The organism is Enterobacter sp. ku-bf2 (genome assembly GCF_001742765.1).
GTDB classification, from domain to species: Bacteria; Pseudomonadota; Gammaproteobacteria; order Enterobacterales; family Enterobacteriaceae; genus Enterobacter; species Enterobacter quasiroggenkampii.
Genome location: NZ_MDVW01000001.1, coordinates 554,744 through 573,088, shown reverse-complemented (window position 1 = coordinate 573,088; position 18,345 = coordinate 554,744). Strand labels below are relative to the sequence as shown.

Sequence of the window (18,345 nt, the reverse complement as noted above, 5' to 3'; positions counted from 1 at the left end):
CCTATGTCATTAAGTCACGACATTCTCGCCGAGCTGGCGGAAATTAAACCCGGTTCCCCTCTGGCAGAGGCGCGCGCCACGCGGGACGCCGCCACGCGCCACGCACAGGGCAGCTACGAAATCTTATTCACTCAGCAGGATAGCGATTTTGCGCTGGACGAGCGCTTCGCCGTCGCGGCAAAAGTTGCGAGGTGGCATAACGCGGAGGCGCTGGCCGCGCACTATGCGGGGTTTGGCCTGGCAGACCCGACCTCAGACCGTCTGACCCCGGCGCTCAATTTCGCGCGCCTGCTGACCTTCTCCCCCGTCGAAGCCACGCCGACATCGTTAAGGGCGCTGACCCAGGCGGGATGGAGCAAGGAAGGCATCGTGACTCTGGCGCAGCTTATCGCCTTTGTCAGCTTCCAGAGCCGACTGATTGCCGGGCTGCGGCTGCTGAACGACAGGCCTGTCGCCACAAGCGATGCGCCGGTGGCGGCAGGCGTCTGGCACACGACCGCCACCACGGCCACCGGAAAGGCGGCTCCTGTCGCCTTCACCCAGCAGGAACTGGGCTGGGAGCCGTGGATCGCCGCCAAACCGCTGGCGGATTTTCGTGATGACGAGGTTGCTATACTGGCGAAGTTTGGCCACACCGATTCCGACTATTTCCGCCTGCTGGGGCGCAACCTGCCGGTGCTTGAACAGCGCACGCTAACGGATAAAGGGATTTTTTATACACCGGGAGGATTACCGCGCGCCGAGCGCGAGCTGGCCGCAACGGTCGCCAGTAAAATTAACGGCTGCATCTACTGCGCATCTGTCCATGCGCGGAAAGCCAGCCAGCTGTCAAAGGATGACGCGGCGGTAGAGGCCCTGCTGGCCGTGCGTCCAGGACAATCCCTGAGCGATGGGCAATCTGCGCGCTGGCAGGCGGAGATTAATTTTGCGGCAGCGCTGTCGGTTACCCCGCCTGCCGCCACGCCGCTGCACCTTGCCGCGCTGGAAAAAGAGGGGCTGGACACCTTAGCCCAGCTTGATCTGGTGCAGTCCGCCGCGTTCTTCGCCTGGGCCAACCGCCTGATGCTGACCCTGGGCGAGCCCTGGCTTGCCTGACTTCAATCAGGCTAGCGCGCGAGCGTTAGCCTGAGCCTGTCTGGCCCGCAGGTAACCGTATACCAACAGCGCGCTCATGGCCGAGAACGAGAGTATCGCCGCAGGCAGCGTGACGTAGCGCCAGCTAAAGCCGAGGGTAATCATCATCCCGCCAAAGTACGCCCCGATAGCACTGCCGAGATTAAACGCCATCTGCCCTCCGGCCGCCCCCAGCATCTCGCCGCCCTTCGCATTTTGCAGAAGGAGGATCTGCAGCGGTGCAGAGAGCGCGAACAGCCCGGCACAGCAGATAAAGCCCATCACCAGCGAGGCCGTTTTCAATTCACCGCAGGCGAAAAGCAGCAGCAGCGAGGCGACAATCACCATGTCGGTGGTGGCCGCAATGCGCAGCGGGCTAAAGCGTCCCGAGAGTTTGCCGCTCAACAGATTGCCCAACACCATGCCAAGGCCCATTAACATCATGATGATGGTCATCATGCCTTCGGAAAAGCCAGAAACGTTGACCATAAACGGTTTAACGAAGCTGAACCACGCGAACACGCCAGCATTGCCAAACATCGTGGCGGCAAAAATCAGCCAGGGCTCCGGTTTCTTCAGGAACTGGAACTGTTCGGTCAGTTTAATTTCTGATTTGTCATGGATGTCCGGCACCCAGATCAGCACCGAGAGGATCACCAGCGCATCGAACAGGGCGATCAGGAAAAAGGTATAACGCCAGCTGAACTGGTGTCCCAGCCAGGTGCCGAGCGGGACGCCCACGAGATTGGCGACGGTCATCCCGGCGATCATCCCGGCCACCGCGACCGTCACCTTCCCCGGCGGCGCAATTTTAGACAGAATAATCGCCCCGACGCCGAAAATCGCGCCGTGAGGAAAACCAGAAATCAGGCGCCCGGTCGCCAGCCAGAAATATGACGTAGAAAACGTAAACAGAGCGTTCCCGACCGCGCACAGGGCAACCAGAAACAGCAGCGTGGTTTTTAACGAGAACTTGCCTGAGAACAGCGCCACAATCGGGGCGCCAATCACCACGCCGAAGGCATAAAACGAGATCATATTCCCGGCGGAGGGAATCGAAATACCGGTGTCACGCGCCAGCTCGGTTAACACGCCCATAATGCCAAATTCGGCCATGCCCAGGCCAAATGTGCCAAGCGCCAACGAAAATATTGTCTTTTTCATACCTCAACCACGGGTTAATCACTCGCAACGGGCATTATTAAATAATCTTGTATGGTGAGCCAGTTCAAATCAGCTAGCTGACAGGTTAATCCATTAATTCAGGTGGATTACACTTCATAGTGCGGCCTCGCTTTTTCCGCACCGGACAACCTGAGGATGACAATCATGGGAAGCAAAAAGAAAACCCCTGTCGCTGTTGATGTCGTAACGAATGCACCGCTTAAGACCAAAGAGTATGAGAAAGAGCTCCGCCGCCTGCACGTCGAACTGGTTAAGCTCCAGCAATGGGTCGTCGCCAAAGGGTTAAAAGTGTGTATTGTTTTTGAAGGACGCGACGGTGCCGGCAAAGGCGGCACCATTAAAGCGATCACCGAGCGCGTCAGCCCGCGCGTGTTTCGCGTTGTTGCGCTCCCTGCTCCGACTGAAAAGGAAAAAAGCCAGCTTTACTTCCAGCGCTATGTGCCCCACCTGCCTTCGGCGGGTGAAATCGTGATCTTCGATCGCAGCTGGTATAACCGCGCGGGCGTTGAGCGGGTGATGGGGTTCTGCACGGAGGAACAGGCGGAGAAATTTTTAGACGGCGCGCCGGTTATGGAAAAAGCGATGGTCGATGCCGGGATTATCCTGCTGAAATACTGGCTGGAGGTGACGCCGAAAGAGCAGGAGCGACGCCTGCGCGACCGTATTAACGATGGGCGTAAGATCTGGAAGCTGTCGCCGATGGATATTAAATCCTTTAACCTGTGGGACGAGTACACCCGCGCCCGCGACGCCATGTTTGAAGCCACCGATACCGCCTGGGCGCCGTGGTTTGTGGCGCGTTCAGAGGATAAAAAACGCGTGCGACTGAACATTATTTCGCATTTGCTTTCGCAGATCCCGTATAAAGAAATACATGTTGAGAAAGTGGATTTACCGAAACGCAAAATCGGCAAAGTCAAACCCACAAAATATCCGTTCCGGTATGTGGAGGAGCGGTTCTGATTTGAAGAGTAGGCCCGCGCAAGCGCAGCGCCGCCGGGCAAAGCCGACGGCGCAGGTCTTACTTAATCCCTTCCGTACTTTCCTGTTTTGCTTCCAGTCGCTCCACATCACGGTACCAGCGCGGATGGTGTTTCTGCGCCCAGCGGCGGCTCACCTTCCCTTCAATCATCCCTTTGATTGATCCTTTCACCCAGAACGCCATATACATATGGATCAGGATGGCATGAATCAGGATGATGGCCGACGTCGCGTGGATCAGCAGCGCGTAACGCACCACCTGAATCGGGAAATAATGTGCAAAATACGGACGCCAGATCATCACGCCGGTCACCAGCAGCACAAAAATCATGCTCATGATGGTCCAGAACATCATCTTTTGCCCGGCGTTGTATTTCCCCACCTTCGCGACTTTGTGCTCGTTACCCTTCAGGACTTCGACAATCCCTTTCACCCACGGGATATCCTGCTTGTCAGGAATATTGTGATGGACGAAGCGCACGAACATAAACATCAGCACCACAAAAATCAGCACGCCGAAGAACGGGTGCAGAATGCGCCCCATCTGCGGCGTACCGAAGGTTTCGGTCAGCCACTGCAGCGTCGGGAAGAAGAACGAAATTCCCGATACCGCCACCAGGAAGAAGCAGATCACCACCGTCCAGTGACAGGCGCGATCGACAAATTTGGTGCGCACTATCATTTTCGACTTACTCATGATGCTCCTCCTCGTCGTCATCCACCTCTTTGTTTGGCCCGATACCGATGTAGTGATAGATCAACCCGGCAAAGGTGGCGATAAAGCCCGCCGCGGAGAGCGGTTTAAGCGCCCCTTTCCACAGGTTGATGGAGGTATCGATCGCCGGATCCTTCGGCAGGTTGTGGTACAGCTCCGGCTGGTCGCTATGGTGCAGCACATACATCACGTGCGTACCGCCCACGCCCTGCGGGTTGTAAATGCCCGCTTTGTTGTAGCCCCGCGCTTTGAGCTTATCGACACGCTGCTGCGCCACGTCCAGCATCTCTTTTTTGGTGCCGAAGTGGATCGCCCCGGTGGGACAGGTCTTCACGCAGGCAGGTTCCTGACCGACGCTGACGCGGTCCACGCACAGGGTACATTTGTATACCCGGTTATCCTCTTTATTGAGGCGCGGAATATTAAACGGACAGCCCGCGATGCAGTAGCCGCAGCCGATGCAGTTGTCCTGCTGGAAATCGACGATCCCGTTGGCATACTGGATAATTGCCCCGGCAGACGGGCACGCCTTCAGACAGCCCGGATCTTCACAGTGCATGCAGCCGTCTTTGCGGATCAGCCACTCCAGCTTGCCGTTCTGGTCGGTTTCGCTAAAACGCATCACCGTCCAGGATTTGGCGCTCAGATCCGCCGGATTATCGTAAACCCCTACGCAATGCCCCACCTCATCGCGGATGTCGTTCCACTCCGAGCAGGCCACCTGGCAGGCTTTACAGCCCACGCAGGAGGAGACGTCGATAAGCTTGGCGACTTCTGCCTTGTAGTCCCGCGCGCGAGGCGCGGGGGTAATCGGGTTAGTCGCGGAGCGTTTAATAATGTCTTGTGTTTCCATCGCCATTTAATCGCTCCTTACGCTTTCTCGATGTTGACCAGAAACGCTTTGTACTCCGGCGTTTGCGAGTTGGAATCGCCGACGTTTGGCGTCAGGGTATTAGCGATGTAGCCTTTCTGCGCCACCCCTTCAAAGCCCCAGTGCAGCGGGATGCCGACGGTTTCCACCTGCTGGCCGTGCACGTTCAGCGACTGCAGGCGGCGGGTGACCACCGCCACCGCGCGAATAAACCCGCGCTTGCTGCTCACCTTCACGCGATCGCCGTTGGCAATGCCTTTCGCCTTCGCCAGCGTTTCGCTTATCTCCACAAACTGTTCCGGCTGCGCGATGGCGTTAAGCCGTGCGTGCTTGGTCCAGGTATGGAAATGCTCGGTCAGGCGGTAGGTCGTCCCCACGTACGGGAATTTGTCCTTTTTGCCCAGACGCAGCGCGTCGTCTTCGTAGATACGCACCACCGGACTGGAGACCACGTTCGGGTGCAGCGGATTTGTCCCCAGCGGCGTTTCCATCGGCTCGTAGTGCTCCGGGAATGGCCCTTCCGCCAGCTTGTTGAGCGCAAACAAACGCCCCAGCCCTTCCGGCTGCATGATAAACGGCCCGGTGTTGCTGCCCGGTGCGGCGGTGCTGTAGTCCGGGATATCGTTCCCCGTCCATTTCGCCCCGTTCCACTGGATCAGCATGCGCTTCGGATCCCACGGCTTGCCGTTGATGTCCGCCGACGCGCGGTTGTACAGCACGCGACGGTTCAGCGGCCACGCCCATGCCCAGCCCAGGGTATTGCCCAGACCTGACGGATCGGCGTTATCGCGGTTGGCCATCTGGTTACCCTGCTCGGTCCAGCTACCGGTGTAGATCCAGCAGGACGAGGCCGTGGTGCCGTCGTCGCGCAGCAGCGCGAAGCTGTTCAGCAGCTGACCTTTCTTCGCCACCAGATTGCCGCTCGCGTCATACAGATCCGCCAGCGCCACGCCGTTATTCTCTTTCGCGACTTCTTCAGACTCGGGACGATCCGGCTGCTTGTAGCGCCAGCTCATCTTCAGCAGCGGCTCAGCGCCTTTGCCGCCTTCGGTGCGGTACATTTCGCGCAGGCGGTGGTAAATCCCGGCCAGGATCTCACCGTCGTTGCGCGCTTCACCCGGTGCATCCTGGCCTTTCCAGTGCCACTGCAGCCAGCGGCCGGAGTTGGCAATGGAGCCATCCTCTTCCGCAAAGCAGGTGGACGGCAGGCGGAACACTTCGGTCTGAATCGACGCCGGATCGACATCGTTTGATTCCCCGTGGTTCTGCCAGAAGGTGGAGGTCTCGGTCACCAGCGGATCGATAACGACCATGTACTTCAGCTTGCTCAGGCTGCGAACGACTTTGTTCTTGTCCGGGAAGGAGGCCACCGGGTTGAAGCCCTGGCAGATATACCCCGTGACGTTGCCCTTATCCATCATGTTGAAATACTTGATGACGTCATAAGCCTGATCCCACTTCGGCAGCCACTCAAAGCCCCAGTCGTTCTCTTTCTGCGCCGCATCACCGTAGAAGGATTTCATCAGGCTGACGTAGAACTTCGGATAGTTGCTCCAGTAGTTCACCTGGTCCGGCAGCGTCGCTTTTGGCGTGTTCGCCGCCAGATAGCTTTGCAGATCCGTCTGCTTTTCAGACGGCAGCGTCAGGTAGCCCGGCAGGCTGGTCGAGAGCAGGCCGAGGTCGGTCAGCCCCTGAATGTTGGAGTGACCCCGCAGCGCGTTCACGCCGCCCCCGGCCATGCCCATGTTGCCGAGCAGCAGCTGGATCATCGCCATGGTGCGGATGTTCTGCGCGCCGACGGTGTGCTGCGTCCAGCCCAGCGCGTACAGGAACGTGGTGGTTCTGTCGGCGGCGCTGGTGGAGGCCAGCACCTCACACACCTTCAGGAAGTCCGCTTTCGGCGTGCCGCAGATGTTTTCCACAACGTCCGGCGTATAGCGGGAAACATGCTGTTTCAGCAGGTTCCACACGCAGCGCGGATTCGTCAGGGTTTCATCCCGCATCGCATAGCCGTTTTCATCGAACTGATAGTTCCAGGACGTTTTATCGTACTGGCGTTTTTCGGCGTCATAGCCGCTAAACAGTCCGTCATCGAAGGCAAAGTCATCCCGCACCAGCAGGTTCGCGTTGGTGTAGTGCTTAACGTATTCCGCGTTAATTTTGTTGTTTTCGATCAGGTACAGCAGCACACCGGACAGGAACGTGATGTCCGTACCGGAGCGGATTGGCGCATAGATATCGGCCACCGATGCCGTACGCGTAAAGCGCGGATCGACGACGATAAGCGTCGCATCATTGTTGTTTTTCGCTTCCATCGCCCAGCGGAACCCCACCGGATGGGCTTCAGCGGCGTTACCACCCATCACCACCACGACGTTCGCGTTTTTGATATCAACCCAGTGGTTGGTCATCGCACCGCGACCAAATGTTGGAGCAAGACTTGCTACCGTTGGTCCGTGTCAGACGCGCGCCTGGTTGTCTACCGCCAGCATGCCGAGAGAGCGCACAAATTTTTGCGTCAACATGCCGGTTTCATTACTGGCCGCAGATGCGCATAACATGCCGGTGGTCAGCCAGCGGTTGACCGTCACGCCCTGCGCGTTCTTTTCAATAAAGTTGGCGTCGCGGTCGGCTTTCATTAATTTTGCAATACGGGAGAAGGCCTCATCCCAGGAGATACGCTGCCATTTATCAGAACCCGGCGCGCGGTATTCCGGGTAGCGCAGGCGGTTTTCGCTGTGAACGTAGTCCAACAGCCCCGCCCCTTTCGGGCAAAGCGCCCCACGGCTCACCGGATGATCCGGATCCCCTTCAATGTGGTAAATCGCTTCTCTGGCGTTCTTCGCGCCATCGCCCAGGCTATACATTAAAAGCCCACAACCCACGGAGCAGTATGTGCAGGTGTTACGGATCTCTTTCGCGCGCAGCAGCTTATAGTTGCGTGCCTGAGCCAGCGCCATTTTGGGAGCAAATCCCAGCATTGCGGCTGTTGTTCCGGCCATACCGCCCGCGCAGATTTTAAAAAATTGTCTGCGGCTGACGTCCATTGTTGTCCTCGTTATCTGAAAAGACTTCGCGCCGCAAACTAACAGCAAAGCCCCTGATTTTTTTGCGTCAAATCAAGGTCATCTGTCTTCCCCCCCTTAATAGTCACCCCCGCAATATTTCATTACCCCTTTTTGATTAACGGCTTAAGAGAATAATTCACGACAGCGACAGGCGTAATGCGATACATTTTTCCTTTGATTTTTATTGCGATGGCGAAGTAATGGACAGAAAGAGAGCAACGCTTATTGGGCTGGCGGCGATATTGTTATGGAGCACCATGGTCGGCCTTATTCGCAGCGTGAGTGAGGGACTGGGCCCGGTAGGCGGTGCAGCAATGATCTACACCCTCAGCGGATTGCTGTGCCTGGTGACGGTAGGATTTCCTGATATCAGACGGTTCTCGCCGCGGTATCTTATTGCGGGCAGCGTTTTATTTGTCAGCTACGAAATATGCCTGGCGCTGTCGCTGGGCTATGCCGCCACGCGCGCGCAGGCGATTGAAGTCGGTATGGTGAATTACCTCTGGCCGAGCCTGACGATCGTATTTGCGATTTTGTTCAACGGGCAAAAATCTACCCTGTGGGTGATCCCAGGCCTGGTCATTTCGCTGCTGGGCGTCTGCTGGGTATTGGGCGGCGAAGAAGGATTACACCTTGAAGAAATAACCCGCAATGTCGTTTCCAGCCCTCTCAGCTATGCGCTGGCGTTTGCCGGGGCCTTTATCTGGGCCGCCTATTGCACAGTCACCAGCAAATTTGCGAAAGGACAAAACGGCATCACCCTGTTTGTCTTGCTGACCGCGCTAAGTCTGTGGGTGAAATATGCCCTGAGCGATCAGCCCGACATGGTGTTTACCCTCCCGGTGGTGGTGAAGCTCGTTATGTGCGGCATTGCGCTTGGGTTTGGTTACGCCGCATGGAATATTGGTATCCTGCACGGTAACGTCACGGTGCTGGCTGCCGTGTCCTATTTTACCCCCGTCCTCTCTGCTGCGCTTGCAGCCGCAGTGTTAAGCTCCCCGCTTTCATTCTCGTTCTGGCAAGGCGCGTTGATGGTCTGCGCCGGGTCGTTGCTCTGCTGGTACGCAACGCGAAAATAAGGTTTTCTCCCGTGGCCGGGGGAATTTCAACCCGGCAACATAATTAACATAAATTTAAAGTGTGATCGCACTTCAGAATATTTATCCTGATAACAGACAGTCTGTTTAAATTCGGTTTATATTTGCTGATATCTGTAAAGTCCCCTGAAAGGAATTGACATAAACTGACAACGGCATGAAATTAGTCAACCATCAATATTAACGCCATGGATAGCCATGACTGCAATAATTCAGATCTGACACATTTGTGGAAATATGCGGAATAGCCGTTCAATACTCAGACCAACCCACTGCTTTTAAAGAAAAATAGCAATAAAACCCGCCTCTAACCCTCGAATATACCGAAATCTAACGCACGATACTAAAACCTTCAGAAATTATAGCGACAGCAATAATTCCACGCATTAAATACATATTAATCGTATAAATTCCGGTCATATTGTTTAAATATCACCCTTCCCACACGATCGAGATCACACTAATTGAAATTATCTCTAATATTTTGAAACTTATTATTGAAATAAGACTACGAGATTTTTAAGAATAGCATGCCATTGACGAACAGCCTCGTTTAGAAATCGTTCAAAGTGGTTCAGGAAATACCCAAAAAAATTATAAGGAACATTTAAGATGAAACTTAAATTAGTTGCAGTGGCAGTCACTTCCATGCTGGCAGCAGGCGTTGTTAACGCTGCCGAAATTTACAACAAAGACGGTAACAAGCTGGATCTGTACGGTAAAGTGACAGGTCTGCACTATTTCTCAGATGATACAAACAACGACGGCGACAAAACTTATGTTCGTCTGGGCTTCAAAGGCGAAACGCAGATTAACGACCAGATGACCGGTTACGGCCAGTGGGAATATGAGTTCAAGGGCAACCGCTCCGAAGCTCAGGGTTCTGACGGTAACAAAACGCGTCTGGCGTTTGCCGGTCTGAAATTCAACGAATTCGGTTCTTTCGACTATGGTCGTAACTACGGTGTTGCTTACGACGTCGGCGCATGGACTGACGTTCTGCCAGAGTTCGGCGGCGATACCTGGACCCAGACCGATGGCTTTATGACTGGCCGTACCACTGGCGTTGCAACCTACCGTAACACCGACTTCTTTGGCCTGGTTGATGGTCTGAACTTTGCAGCACAGTACCAGGGTAAAAACGACCGTACCGATATCACCGAATCCAACGGTGACGGCTGGGGTCTGTCTTCCAGCTATGAGTTTGATGGATTTGCTGCAAGTGCAGCCTACGCGAAATCTGACCGTACTGACCGTCAGGTTCGTGCTGCAAGCAACCTGAATGCAGGTGGTGAGAACGCAGAAGTATGGGCTGCAGGTCTGAAGTACGATGCCAACAACATCTACCTGGCAACCACTTACTCTGAAACCCGCAACATGACGGCATTCGGTAACGGTCACGTGGCGAACAAAGCACAGAACTTCGAAGTTGTGGCTCAGTACCAGTTCGACTTCGGTCTGCGTCCATCCATCGCTTATCTGAAATCCAAAGGTAAAGACATCGGTTCTTACGGCGACCAGGATCTGGTTGAATACGTTGACGTTGGCGCGAGCTACTACTTCAACAAAAACATGTCTACCTACGTTGATTACAAAATCAACCTTGTTGATGACAGCAAGTTCACCAAAGATGCTAAAGTGGCTACCGACAACATCGTTGCTGTAGGTCTGACCTACCAGTTCTAAGATGTGTCAGGACAAAAGGCCGGCGATTATCGCTGGCCTTTTTTCTATTCAGGGCGCTTATTCATGGCCCGCCGCCCGACGCAGCCAGGTTTGCAGCAGCTTGCCATCCTCGGTCATCTCTGAATCTGAACGCACGCAGAGGTAGTAATCGCGCCCGTCATCAATCGGTAAGTCAAAGATCTTCACCAGCTCACCGCTCTCTAGATACGGCGCAATCAGCGGCTCACGCATTAGTGCACAGCCCAGACCAGCCTGTACGCCCGCCAGCGTCAACAGTCCGTCTTCAAACAGCGGGCCGCTTCGCCGGAGAGGACGTTTTACCCCCTGCAACAAAAACCACTGCGTCCAGCTCGTACGCTCTTCATCGTGCAGGAGCGGCATTTGCAGCAACTGCTCAGGCGTATCGATATGGCCATGAATGCGCAAAAACGCACGGCTGCACACCGGCACCATCTGACCGGAAATCAGCTTTTCACTCTGATAGCCCGCCCACTGCCCGTTGCCAAAACGAATCGACATATCCGACGCGTCGCTCAGATAGTTACGGTGGTTGGCATACACCACGTTGATCTCGGTTTGGGGATTGGCGCGCATAAACGCAGGCAAACGTGGGATAAACCACCCCATACCAAACAGCGGGATCAGGCTGATGGTGACCTGACGCGTTTGCGCCTGCTCCGCCAGGTGCTCCGTTGCCTGGCGCAGCACGTTAAACGCCGCACGGATCGAGCGGTAATATTCCCGCCCGTGCTGGCTCAGCACCAGCCTGCGCCCCTGACGTTCCGTGAGCGGCATTTGCAGGTATCCTTCGAGCACCTTGAGCTGATGGCTGACGGCCGACGGAGAGATATTCAGCTCCTGTGCGGCCAGCGTGACGCTGCCCAGCCGGGCGATGGCCTCAAAGGCACGTACGGCCCGAAGCGGCGGATCGTTTGCCAGGCGGCTTTCTGCATACGCCGCCAGATTCGCCAATTGTTCTGTTTTATTCATATGTTGATTTCTTTAGGCTTTTCACCCAAAAGCAGGCGTAAACTATTTTCATATAAATCATAAAGATAAAACAATATTTATTTATCATAAGAAATAATAGATGCGTATTTTACAATTTAATTCATTTATTGGATGGTAGCCGCAGAACGAGCACTTTGCGGGTACAGACGTTGGATACACTCATACAACAACTGATCAACGGTGTGATGCTGGGAAGCATCTACGCGCTGATCGCGCTGGGCTATACCATGGTGTATGGCATTTTGCGCATTATTAACTTTGCTCACGGCGATATTCTGATGGTCGGCGCGCTCACCACGCTCTCCGCCATGAACGCCCTGAACACCACCTTCCCGCATATGCCGCTGCTGTTGCAGCTTGGCATTGCCCTGATGATTGCCATGGCCGTTTGTGCCGTGCTGGCGATGGCCGTGGAACGCTTTGCCTACCGTCGACTGCGCAACGCCCCGCGGCTCGCGCCGCTGATCTCGGGTATCGGCGTCTCCGTCCTGCTGCAAACCGTGGCGATGATTATCTGGACGCGCAACCCGCTGATGTTCCCGCAGATCCTGCCCATGGATCCGATTGCCGTGACGTCTGGAAGTGAAACGCACCCGCCCGCCATCGTGACCGTTACCGGCATTGTCACCGTGGCGCTGGCGCTGGCTGTGATGACCGGCCTGTGGCTGCTGGTGGAATACACCCGTCTGGGGCGCGGCATGCGCGCCGTGGCGGAAAACCCACGCGTGGCCACGCTGATGGGGGTTAACCCAAACGCCATCATCACCCTGACGTTTGCCATTGGCGGCGTGTTTGCCGCGCTGGCAGGCGTGATGATGGCCAGCAACTACGGTAACGCCAGCTTCTCGATGGGCTTTTTGCCCGGGATCAAGGCCTTTACCGCCGCCGTGCTGGGGGGCATTGGTAACATTCGTGGCGCCATGATTGGCGGTATCCTGCTCGGCATTATCGAAGCGCTGGGCGCAGGTTACCTCGGTGAACTGACCCATGGCGTATTTGGCAGCAACTATCAGGATGTCTTTGCCTTTATGGTGCTGATCCTGGTGTTGGTCTTTCGTCCGGCTGGCCTGCTGGGCGAGCGCGTGGCGCACAGGGCGTAAGGAATACCATGACAACACTTCAACTCCAGACCCCGACGACGACACGCAAATTCTGGTCAGGCATGAGCCTGTTCTGCCTTGCGCTGCTGATTGCTCCCGTGGTGGCCACGCAGCTTGGCGGCAACTACTGGGTGCGCGTCATCGACTTCGCTCTGCTCTACATCATGCTGGCGCTCGGGCTTAATATTGTGGTCGGCTATACCGGCCTGCTGGACATGGGCTTTATCGCCTTTTACGCGGTCGGCGCCTACCTCGCGGCACTGATGGCCTCCCCACACCTGCTGGAGGTGTTTCCGATCCTCGGCGTCTGGTTCCCGGGCGGGCTGCACACCTCGTATTTGCTCATTATTCCGCTGGCCGCCCTCGTCGCGGCAGTCTGCGGGATTTTACTCGGTGCTCCTACGCTCAAGCTGCGCGGGGACTACCTGGCGATAGTGACCCTCGGCTTTGGCGAAATTATCCGCATCCTGATGCGTAACCTCGACCGTCCGGTAAACATTACCAATGGAGCTAAGGGCATTACCGGGGTGGATACGCTGAACCTGTTCGGCCTGAAGTTCAGCGGCGTATTCCACTGGTTTGGTTTCAAAGTGCCTGCCCTGTGGCTGTGGTACTACCTGCTGATGCTGGTCATTGTGGCGATTATTTTTGTCTGCCTGCGCCTGCAGCATTCCCGCATTGGTCGCGCCTGGCACGCCATCCGCGAGGATGAAGATGTGGCGCGCGCGATGGGCATCAACGTGCGTAACTATAAATTGCTCGCCTTTGCGATGGGCGCCTCCTTTGGCGGCGTGGCGGGTGCGCTTTTCGGCGCGTTTCAGGGCTTTGTCTCCCCGGAGTCCTTCACGTTACAGGAATCGATTGCCGTACTGGCCATGGTGGTGCTGGGCGGCATGGGGAACATTCCGGGCGTGATCCTGGGCGCGGTACTGCTTACCGCCCTGCCGGAACTGCTGCGCAGCCAGGCAGCGCCGGTTCAGCAGGCGCTGTTCGGTACGGTGCTGATTGACCCGGAAGTGCTGCGCCAGCTGTTTTACGGTCTGGCACTGGTGCTGGTCATGCTGGTACGCCCGTCCGGGATCTGGCCGGTACGCCACAAGGAGGCGAAGGCATGAGCCTGTTAACCGTACGCAACATGACAAAACGCTTCGGCGGGCTGACTGCTGTAGATGACGTTTCGATAACCGTGAACAGAGGCGAGATCTACGGGCTGATCGGCCCCAACGGCGCGGGAAAAACCACCTGCTTTAACCTCATCACCGGCCTTTATCCGGCGGACAGCGGCGAGTTTTCGATAGCGGATAAGCCCTATTTCCCAAAACACATAGAGAAAGTGACCGCCGCCGGGATTGCGCGCACCTTCCAGAACGTGCGCCTCTTCAACGACATGTCGGTACTGGAAAACGTGATGGTGGGCCGCCACGTTCGCACCCGTAACGGCCTGTGGGCCGCGCTGAGCCGCCACAAACGCGCCCGTGAGGAAGAGAAACAGACCCGCGAACTGGCCTGGCACTGGCTGGACTATACCGGCATTGCGCAGTTCGCCCACTATCGCGCCTGCGATCTGGCCTATGGCCATCAGCGTCGCCTGGAAATCGCCCGCGCGCTGGCAACAGATCCGCTGCTGCTGGCGCTGGACGAGCCCGCCGCCGGGATGAACGCGGCGGAAAAAGTGGCGCTCGGCGAGCTGCTCATCCGCATCCGTGATGACGGCAAAACCCTGCTGATGATTGAGCATGACGTCAAGCTGGTGATGGGCATCTGCGATCGCCTGACGGTCCTTGATTACGGCAAAACGCTTGCCAGCGGCACGCCGGAAAACGTGCGGCGCGACCCGGCAGTGATCGCCGCCTGGCTTGGAGGCAACGCCCATGTCTGAATTACTGAAGGTAGAACGTCTGGACGTGCATTACGGCGGCATTCAGGCCGTACGCGATGTCTCCTTTACCCTGCGCGAGGGCGAACAGGCTACGCTGATCGGCGCGAACGGCGCGGGGAAAAGCTCCACCGTACGCGCCATTACCGGGCTGGAAAGCTTTAGCGGCAGTATTGAATTCAGCGGTAAAGCGGTGCGTAAACAGAGCCCGGAGACCCTGCTTCGCGACGGACTGGTGATGGTCCCGGAGGGCCGCGGGATCTTCTCCCGCATGACGGTACTGGAAAACCTGCAGATGGGCGCCTGGCTAAGGCGTGACACTGTCACCGTTAAACGCGAAATGAACGAGATATTCGAGCGCTTCCCGCGTCTGGGTGAACGCCAGCATCAGCTTGCCGGGCTGTTGTCCGGTGGTGAGCAACAGCTGCTGGCCCTTAACCGCGCCCTGCTCAGCCGCCCACGTCTGCTGATCCTCGACGAGCCCTCGATGGGCCTTGCCCCGAAAATGGTCGAGAACATTTTTGCCGTGATCGCCGGGCTGCGTGAGCGCGGTGTCGCCCTGCTGCTTATTGAACAAAACGCCCGGCTCGCGCTGGAAGTGACCGACAGCGCGTGGGTGATGGACAGCGGCAGCATTGTTCATCATGGCGAATCGACTGCGCTGCTTAACGACGACCAGATTGCACAGATTTATTTGGGCGAAATGCCCGTTTAACCACACCAGCCAACATCAGGGAAATACAATGAAAACAGTAAAAATCAGTGCGCTCAGCGCCGCTATTCTCCTCGGCAGCTTTGCCTCGACGGCCACGTGGGCCGCTGACAGCGAAACCGTGGTCATCGGTCTGGCGGGGCCGCTGACCGGCCCATCAGCCCGTATCGGGAAAGATCTGGAGAACGGCGCGCAGCTGGCCATTGACGACATTAATAAGCAGCACCCGACTATCGGCGGCAAAGCGGTCACCTTCAAACTGCAGTCCGAAGACGATCAGTCCGACCCGCGTACCGCCGTGGCCGTCGCGCAGCGTCTGGTGGACAGCGATGTGGCGGGCGTGGTCGGCCACTGGAACACCGGCACCAGCATTCCTGCGGCCCGCATTTATCACGATGCAGGCATCGCCCAGGTGGCACCAGTCGCGACCGGTCACGCCTATACGCAACAAGGTTTTGATACCAGCTTCCGCGTGATGGGACACGACGATGACGGCGGCCAGCTCGCCGGTCAGTATGCGGTCAATACCCTGAAAGCCAAACGCATTGCGGTGATCGACGACCGCACCGCATTTGGTCAGGGGCTTGCAGACCAGTTTATTAAATCGCTGGAAGCCCAGGGCGTGAAAATTGTCGATCGTCAGTACGTGGATGACAAAACGGTCGATTTCAGCGCCGTACTGACCGCTATCCGCAGTAAAAACGCCGATCTGATCTTCTTCGGCGGCGTCGACAGCCAGGCCGCACCGCTGGCTCGCCGCATCAAACAGCTGGGCATGAATGCCACGCTGATGGGCGCAGGCGGATTCGTCAGCCAGACGTTCCTCAAGCTGGCGCAGAAAGAAGGCGAAGGCGTTGTGGCGCTGGAGCCGGGTCTGCCCGTTGACCAGATGCCGGGTGGAAAGGCATTCGAGCAGGCCTATCAGTCCCGCTACCACACCCATATCGAACTGCACGCCCCGTTCGCCTATGACGCCACCCGCGTGCTGGTTGCGGCAATGGAAAAAGCAGACTCCGTTGAGCCTTCCGCGTATCTGCCTGCCCTGCGCGCCATCAGCTATTCCGGCGTCACCGGGCAGATCGCGTTCGATAAAGAGGGCAACCTGAAATCGCCGTCGTTCACGGTCTACAAAGTTGTCGACGGCAAATGGCAGCCGCAGACCGTGCTGGGCGGCGCAAAAGCGAAGTAACGCAGCGAGGCAATGTGATGAGTGATAATAACGAGCTGGGCATTCTCGCCCGCCGCAAAATTGAAGCCGAAATTATTAAGCCAATTTATGAAATCCTGGTGCGCGAGATAGGGAAAGCCCGCGCCCAGGCGGTGATTGGCGAGGCCATTGAGCAGGCCGCGATTGACGCTGGCAAAGCGTTTGCCAGCAAAGAACCCAACGGCGCGAACATCAAGAGCTTTATCGCCCTGCAGTATCTGTGGGAGAAAGATAACGCCCTGGAGGTGAAGGTGATCGACGCCGACGACCAGCAGTACAACTACAACGTGACCCGCTGTCGCTACGCGGAGATGTACCACGAGATGGGGCTGGGCGAGATTGGCCACCTGCTCTCCTGCGCGCGCGATGAAAAATTCATCGTTGGCTATGCGCCGGACGTTGAGCTAACCCGCACCACTACCATTATGCAGGGCGGCGCGTGCTGTGATTTCCGCTACCGCAGCAGCAAGGACAAGCCATGATGCGCGTCAACGCCGAACGGTTGTGGTCAACGCTTGAGATGATGGCGCAGATCGGCGGCACGCCCGCCGGTGGCGTCACCCGTCTGGCATTAAGCGAGGAAGATCGTGTTGCGCGTAACCTGCTGCGCGACTGGGCGCTGGACGCCGGTTTTACCTGTGACGTCGACAGCATGGGCAATATGTTTATCCGCCGCGCGGGAAAAAACCCGCAGCTTGCCCCGGTCATGACCGGTTCACACGTGGATACCCAGCCGCTGGGGGGGAACTACGACGGGGTTTACGGCGTGCTGGCCGGGCTGGAGCTGCTGCGTACCCTCAATGACCATCACGTTGAGACGGAGCGTGACATCGTGCTGGTTAACTGGACCAATGAAGAAGGCGCGCGCTTCGCGCCAGCCATGCTCGCTTCAGGGGTCTGGACGGGGCAGTTTAGCGAAGCGTACGCTCATGCCCGCGCCGATCACGATGGCATCACCGTGGGTGAAGCGCTGGATAGCATTGGCTACCGGGGTGAAGCCCCTGCCCGCGCGTTTCCGGTTCACGCCTGCTACGAGCTGCACATCGAACAGGGACCGATTCTGGAAGACGAAGCCCTGGATATCGGGCTCGTCCACGCGGCAATGGGCCAGCGCTGGTTTACCCTGACGCTGGACGGATTTGCCGCCCACGCGGGCACCACGCCGATGCACAGCCGCCGCGACGCGCTGACCGCCTTCGCGGAGCTGGCGCTGAAGGTGGAAGAGATTGGCTATCGGCATGCGCCGGACGGACGCGCGACGATCGGTATGGCGCAGGTTACGCCAAACTCGCGCAACGTCGTGCCGTCTCGCGTGGTATGCAGCGTGGAGTTTCGCCATCCGGCGCAGGCGGCACTGGAAGCCATGGAGGCAGCGCTGCATAAGGTGGCTGAAAGCCTGAGCCTGCGCGGCGTGTCGGCTCTCGTTGATCGCATTTTTGACTACGCGCCCATCGCGTTTGATGCAAAATGTCTGGCTCGCACGGAGAAGGCGGTGGCAGAACTGGGCTATTCGTCAAAACCGATGGTCTCGGGTGCGGGACATGACACCTGCTATGTCAGTAACATTGCCCCTGCCAGCATGATCTTTATCCCCTGCGTGAAAGGCATCAGCCATAACGAAGCGGAAAGGATCCTCCCTGAGTGGTCCGAGAAAGGGGCGAACGTGCTGTTGCACAGCGTCCTGTCCGCGGCCCAGGAGAGCTAGAACGGCGCGAAAGCAGCC

Annotated in this window: 16 protein-coding genes; 11 read left to right on the top strand and 5 right to left on the bottom strand. The window is 57.1% G+C overall.

Features of this window, described 5'->3' with window-relative positions; all coding sequences use genetic code 11:
• Positions 1–3: 3 nt before the first annotated feature.
• Positions 4–1,095, top strand: coding sequence for an alkylhydroperoxidase domain protein (locus BFG58_RS02740; RefSeq protein ID WP_069719174.1), 1,092 nt, complete (start codon positions 4–6; stop codon positions 1,093–1,095).
• Between the two features lie 6 nt (positions 1,096–1,101).
• Here BFG58_RS02740 and araJ read toward each other — a convergent pair whose 3' ends face one another.
• A complete protein-coding gene (gene araJ, locus BFG58_RS02735) occupies positions 1,102–2,277 on the bottom strand; it encodes an MFS transporter AraJ (RefSeq protein WP_069719173.1) in 1,176 nt (391 codons plus the stop codon).
• A gap of 165 nt (positions 2,278–2,442) precedes the next feature.
• Between araJ and ppk2 the strand changes: the two genes are divergently transcribed.
• Positions 2,443–3,261 (top strand): polyphosphate kinase 2, encoded by an 819-nt coding sequence (gene ppk2, locus BFG58_RS02730; protein WP_069719172.1) that lies wholly within the window; start codon positions 2,443–2,445, stop codon positions 3,259–3,261.
• A gap of 58 nt (positions 3,262–3,319) precedes the next feature.
• On the opposite strand, the gene fdnI is transcribed toward ppk2, so the two are convergent.
• From fdnI to fdnG, 3 genes are read right to left on the bottom strand one after another with little or no spacing between them, the layout of a single operon-like run.
• A complete protein-coding gene (gene fdnI, locus BFG58_RS02725; protein WP_048223347.1) occupies positions 3,320–3,976 on the bottom strand; it encodes a formate dehydrogenase-N subunit gamma in 657 nt (218 codons plus the stop codon).
• The gene (gene fdxH / locus BFG58_RS02720; RefSeq protein ID WP_069719171.1) at positions 3,969–4,853 is read right to left on the bottom strand and encodes a formate dehydrogenase subunit beta; all 885 of its coding nucleotides are present in this window, start codon (positions 4,851–4,853) and stop codon (positions 3,969–3,971) included. The genes fdnI and fdxH overlap by 8 nt, the downstream gene beginning before the upstream one ends.
• Before the next feature lie 11 nt (positions 4,854–4,864).
• On the bottom strand, positions 4,865–7,912 hold the full coding sequence (gene fdnG, locus BFG58_RS02715) for a formate dehydrogenase-N subunit alpha (RefSeq protein ID WP_139125290.1): 3,048 nt from the start codon (positions 7,910–7,912) through the stop codon (positions 4,865–4,867).
• Between the two features lie 221 nt (positions 7,913–8,133).
• Between fdnG and yddG the strand changes: the two genes are divergently transcribed.
• Together yddG and ompC are read left to right on the top strand one after the other, a co-directional pair.
• Positions 8,134–9,012: an aromatic amino acid DMT transporter YddG gene (gene yddG, locus BFG58_RS02705; protein ID WP_008501732.1), complete on the top strand. Its 879-nt coding sequence runs from the start codon at positions 8,134–8,136 to the stop codon at positions 9,010–9,012.
• Positions 9,013–9,642: 630 nt separating this feature from the next.
• Positions 9,643–10,716 carry a porin OmpC gene (gene ompC, locus BFG58_RS02700; RefSeq protein ID WP_021240201.1) on the top strand — a complete coding sequence of 358 codons (1,074 nt, stop codon included), beginning with the start codon at positions 9,643–9,645 and terminating at the stop codon, positions 10,714–10,716.
• Between the two features lie 57 nt (positions 10,717–10,773).
• Here ompC and BFG58_RS02695 read toward each other — a convergent pair whose 3' ends face one another.
• A complete protein-coding gene (locus BFG58_RS02695) occupies positions 10,774–11,706 on the bottom strand; it encodes a LysR substrate-binding domain-containing protein (protein ID WP_045908799.1) in 933 nt (310 codons plus the stop codon).
• 170 nt (positions 11,707–11,876) lie between these two features.
• Between BFG58_RS02695 and BFG58_RS02690 the strand changes: the two genes are divergently transcribed.
• From BFG58_RS02690 to BFG58_RS02660, 7 genes are read left to right on the top strand one after another with little or no spacing between them, the layout of a single operon-like run.
• Positions 11,877–12,827 carry a branched-chain amino acid ABC transporter permease gene (locus BFG58_RS02690; protein ID WP_069719169.1) on the top strand — a complete coding sequence of 317 codons (951 nt, stop codon included), beginning with the start codon at positions 11,877–11,879 and terminating at the stop codon, positions 12,825–12,827.
• A gap of 8 nt (positions 12,828–12,835) precedes the next feature.
• Positions 12,836–13,942, top strand: a complete 1,107-nt coding sequence (locus BFG58_RS02685) for a branched-chain amino acid ABC transporter permease (protein ID WP_069719168.1) — start codon at positions 12,836–12,838, stop codon at positions 13,940–13,942.
• Complete coding sequence (locus tag BFG58_RS02680; protein WP_048029857.1) at positions 13,939–14,706, top strand: ABC transporter ATP-binding protein; 768 nt, start codon at positions 13,939–13,941, stop codon at positions 14,704–14,706. Before BFG58_RS02685 ends, BFG58_RS02680 begins: the two co-directional genes overlap by 4 nt.
• Complete coding sequence (locus BFG58_RS02675) at positions 14,699–15,418, top strand: ABC transporter ATP-binding protein (protein ID WP_069719167.1); 720 nt, start codon at positions 14,699–14,701, stop codon at positions 15,416–15,418. The genes BFG58_RS02680 and BFG58_RS02675 overlap by 8 nt, the downstream gene beginning before the upstream one ends.
• Before the next feature lie 28 nt (positions 15,419–15,446).
• Positions 15,447–16,604, top strand: a complete 1,158-nt coding sequence (locus BFG58_RS02670; protein ID WP_045908804.1) for a branched-chain amino acid ABC transporter substrate-binding protein — start codon at positions 15,447–15,449, stop codon at positions 16,602–16,604.
• Positions 16,605–16,621: 17 nt separating this feature from the next.
• Positions 16,622–17,104 (top strand): L-2-amino-thiazoline-4-carboxylic acid hydrolase, encoded by a 483-nt coding sequence (locus BFG58_RS02665; RefSeq protein WP_023619185.1) that lies wholly within the window; start codon positions 16,622–16,624, stop codon positions 17,102–17,104.
• On the top strand, positions 17,101–18,327 hold the full coding sequence (locus tag BFG58_RS02660; protein ID WP_069719166.1) for a Zn-dependent hydrolase: 1,227 nt from the start codon (positions 17,101–17,103) through the stop codon (positions 18,325–18,327). The genes BFG58_RS02665 and BFG58_RS02660 overlap by 4 nt, the downstream gene beginning before the upstream one ends.
• The last annotated feature ends 18 nt before the right edge of the window (positions 18,328–18,345 follow it).

Coding starts and splice junctions, on each gene's coding strand:
- fdnI (WP_048223347.1), bottom strand. CDS start 3,976: ATGAGTAAGTCGAAAATGATAGTGCGCACCAAATTTGTCGATCGCGCC.
- BFG58_RS02685 (WP_069719168.1), top strand. CDS start 12,836: ATGACAACACTTCAACTCCAGACCCCGACGACGACACGCAAATTCTGG.
- ppk2 (WP_069719172.1), top strand. CDS start 2,443: ATGGGAAGCAAAAAGAAAACCCCTGTCGCTGTTGATGTCGTAACGAAT.
- BFG58_RS02695 (WP_045908799.1), bottom strand. CDS start 11,706: ATGAATAAAACAGAACAATTGGCGAATCTGGCGGCGTATGCAGAAAGC.
- BFG58_RS02665 (WP_023619185.1), top strand. CDS start 16,622: ATGAGTGATAATAACGAGCTGGGCATTCTCGCCCGCCGCAAAATTGAA.
- fdxH (WP_069719171.1), bottom strand. CDS start 4,853: ATGGCGATGGAAACACAAGACATTATTAAACGCTCCGCGACTAACCCG.
- BFG58_RS02670 (WP_045908804.1), top strand. CDS start 15,447: ATGAAAACAGTAAAAATCAGTGCGCTCAGCGCCGCTATTCTCCTCGGC.
- BFG58_RS02740 (WP_069719174.1), top strand. CDS start 4: ATGTCATTAAGTCACGACATTCTCGCCGAGCTGGCGGAAATTAAACCC.
- araJ (WP_069719173.1), bottom strand. CDS start 2,277: ATGAAAAAGACAATATTTTCGTTGGCGCTTGGCACATTTGGCCTGGGC.
- ompC (WP_021240201.1), top strand. CDS start 9,643: ATGAAACTTAAATTAGTTGCAGTGGCAGTCACTTCCATGCTGGCAGCA.
- yddG (WP_008501732.1), top strand. CDS start 8,134: ATGGACAGAAAGAGAGCAACGCTTATTGGGCTGGCGGCGATATTGTTA.
- BFG58_RS02675 (WP_069719167.1), top strand. CDS start 14,699: ATGTCTGAATTACTGAAGGTAGAACGTCTGGACGTGCATTACGGCGGC.
- BFG58_RS02660 (WP_069719166.1), top strand. CDS start 17,101: ATGATGCGCGTCAACGCCGAACGGTTGTGGTCAACGCTTGAGATGATG.
- BFG58_RS02680 (WP_048029857.1), top strand. CDS start 13,939: ATGAGCCTGTTAACCGTACGCAACATGACAAAACGCTTCGGCGGGCTG.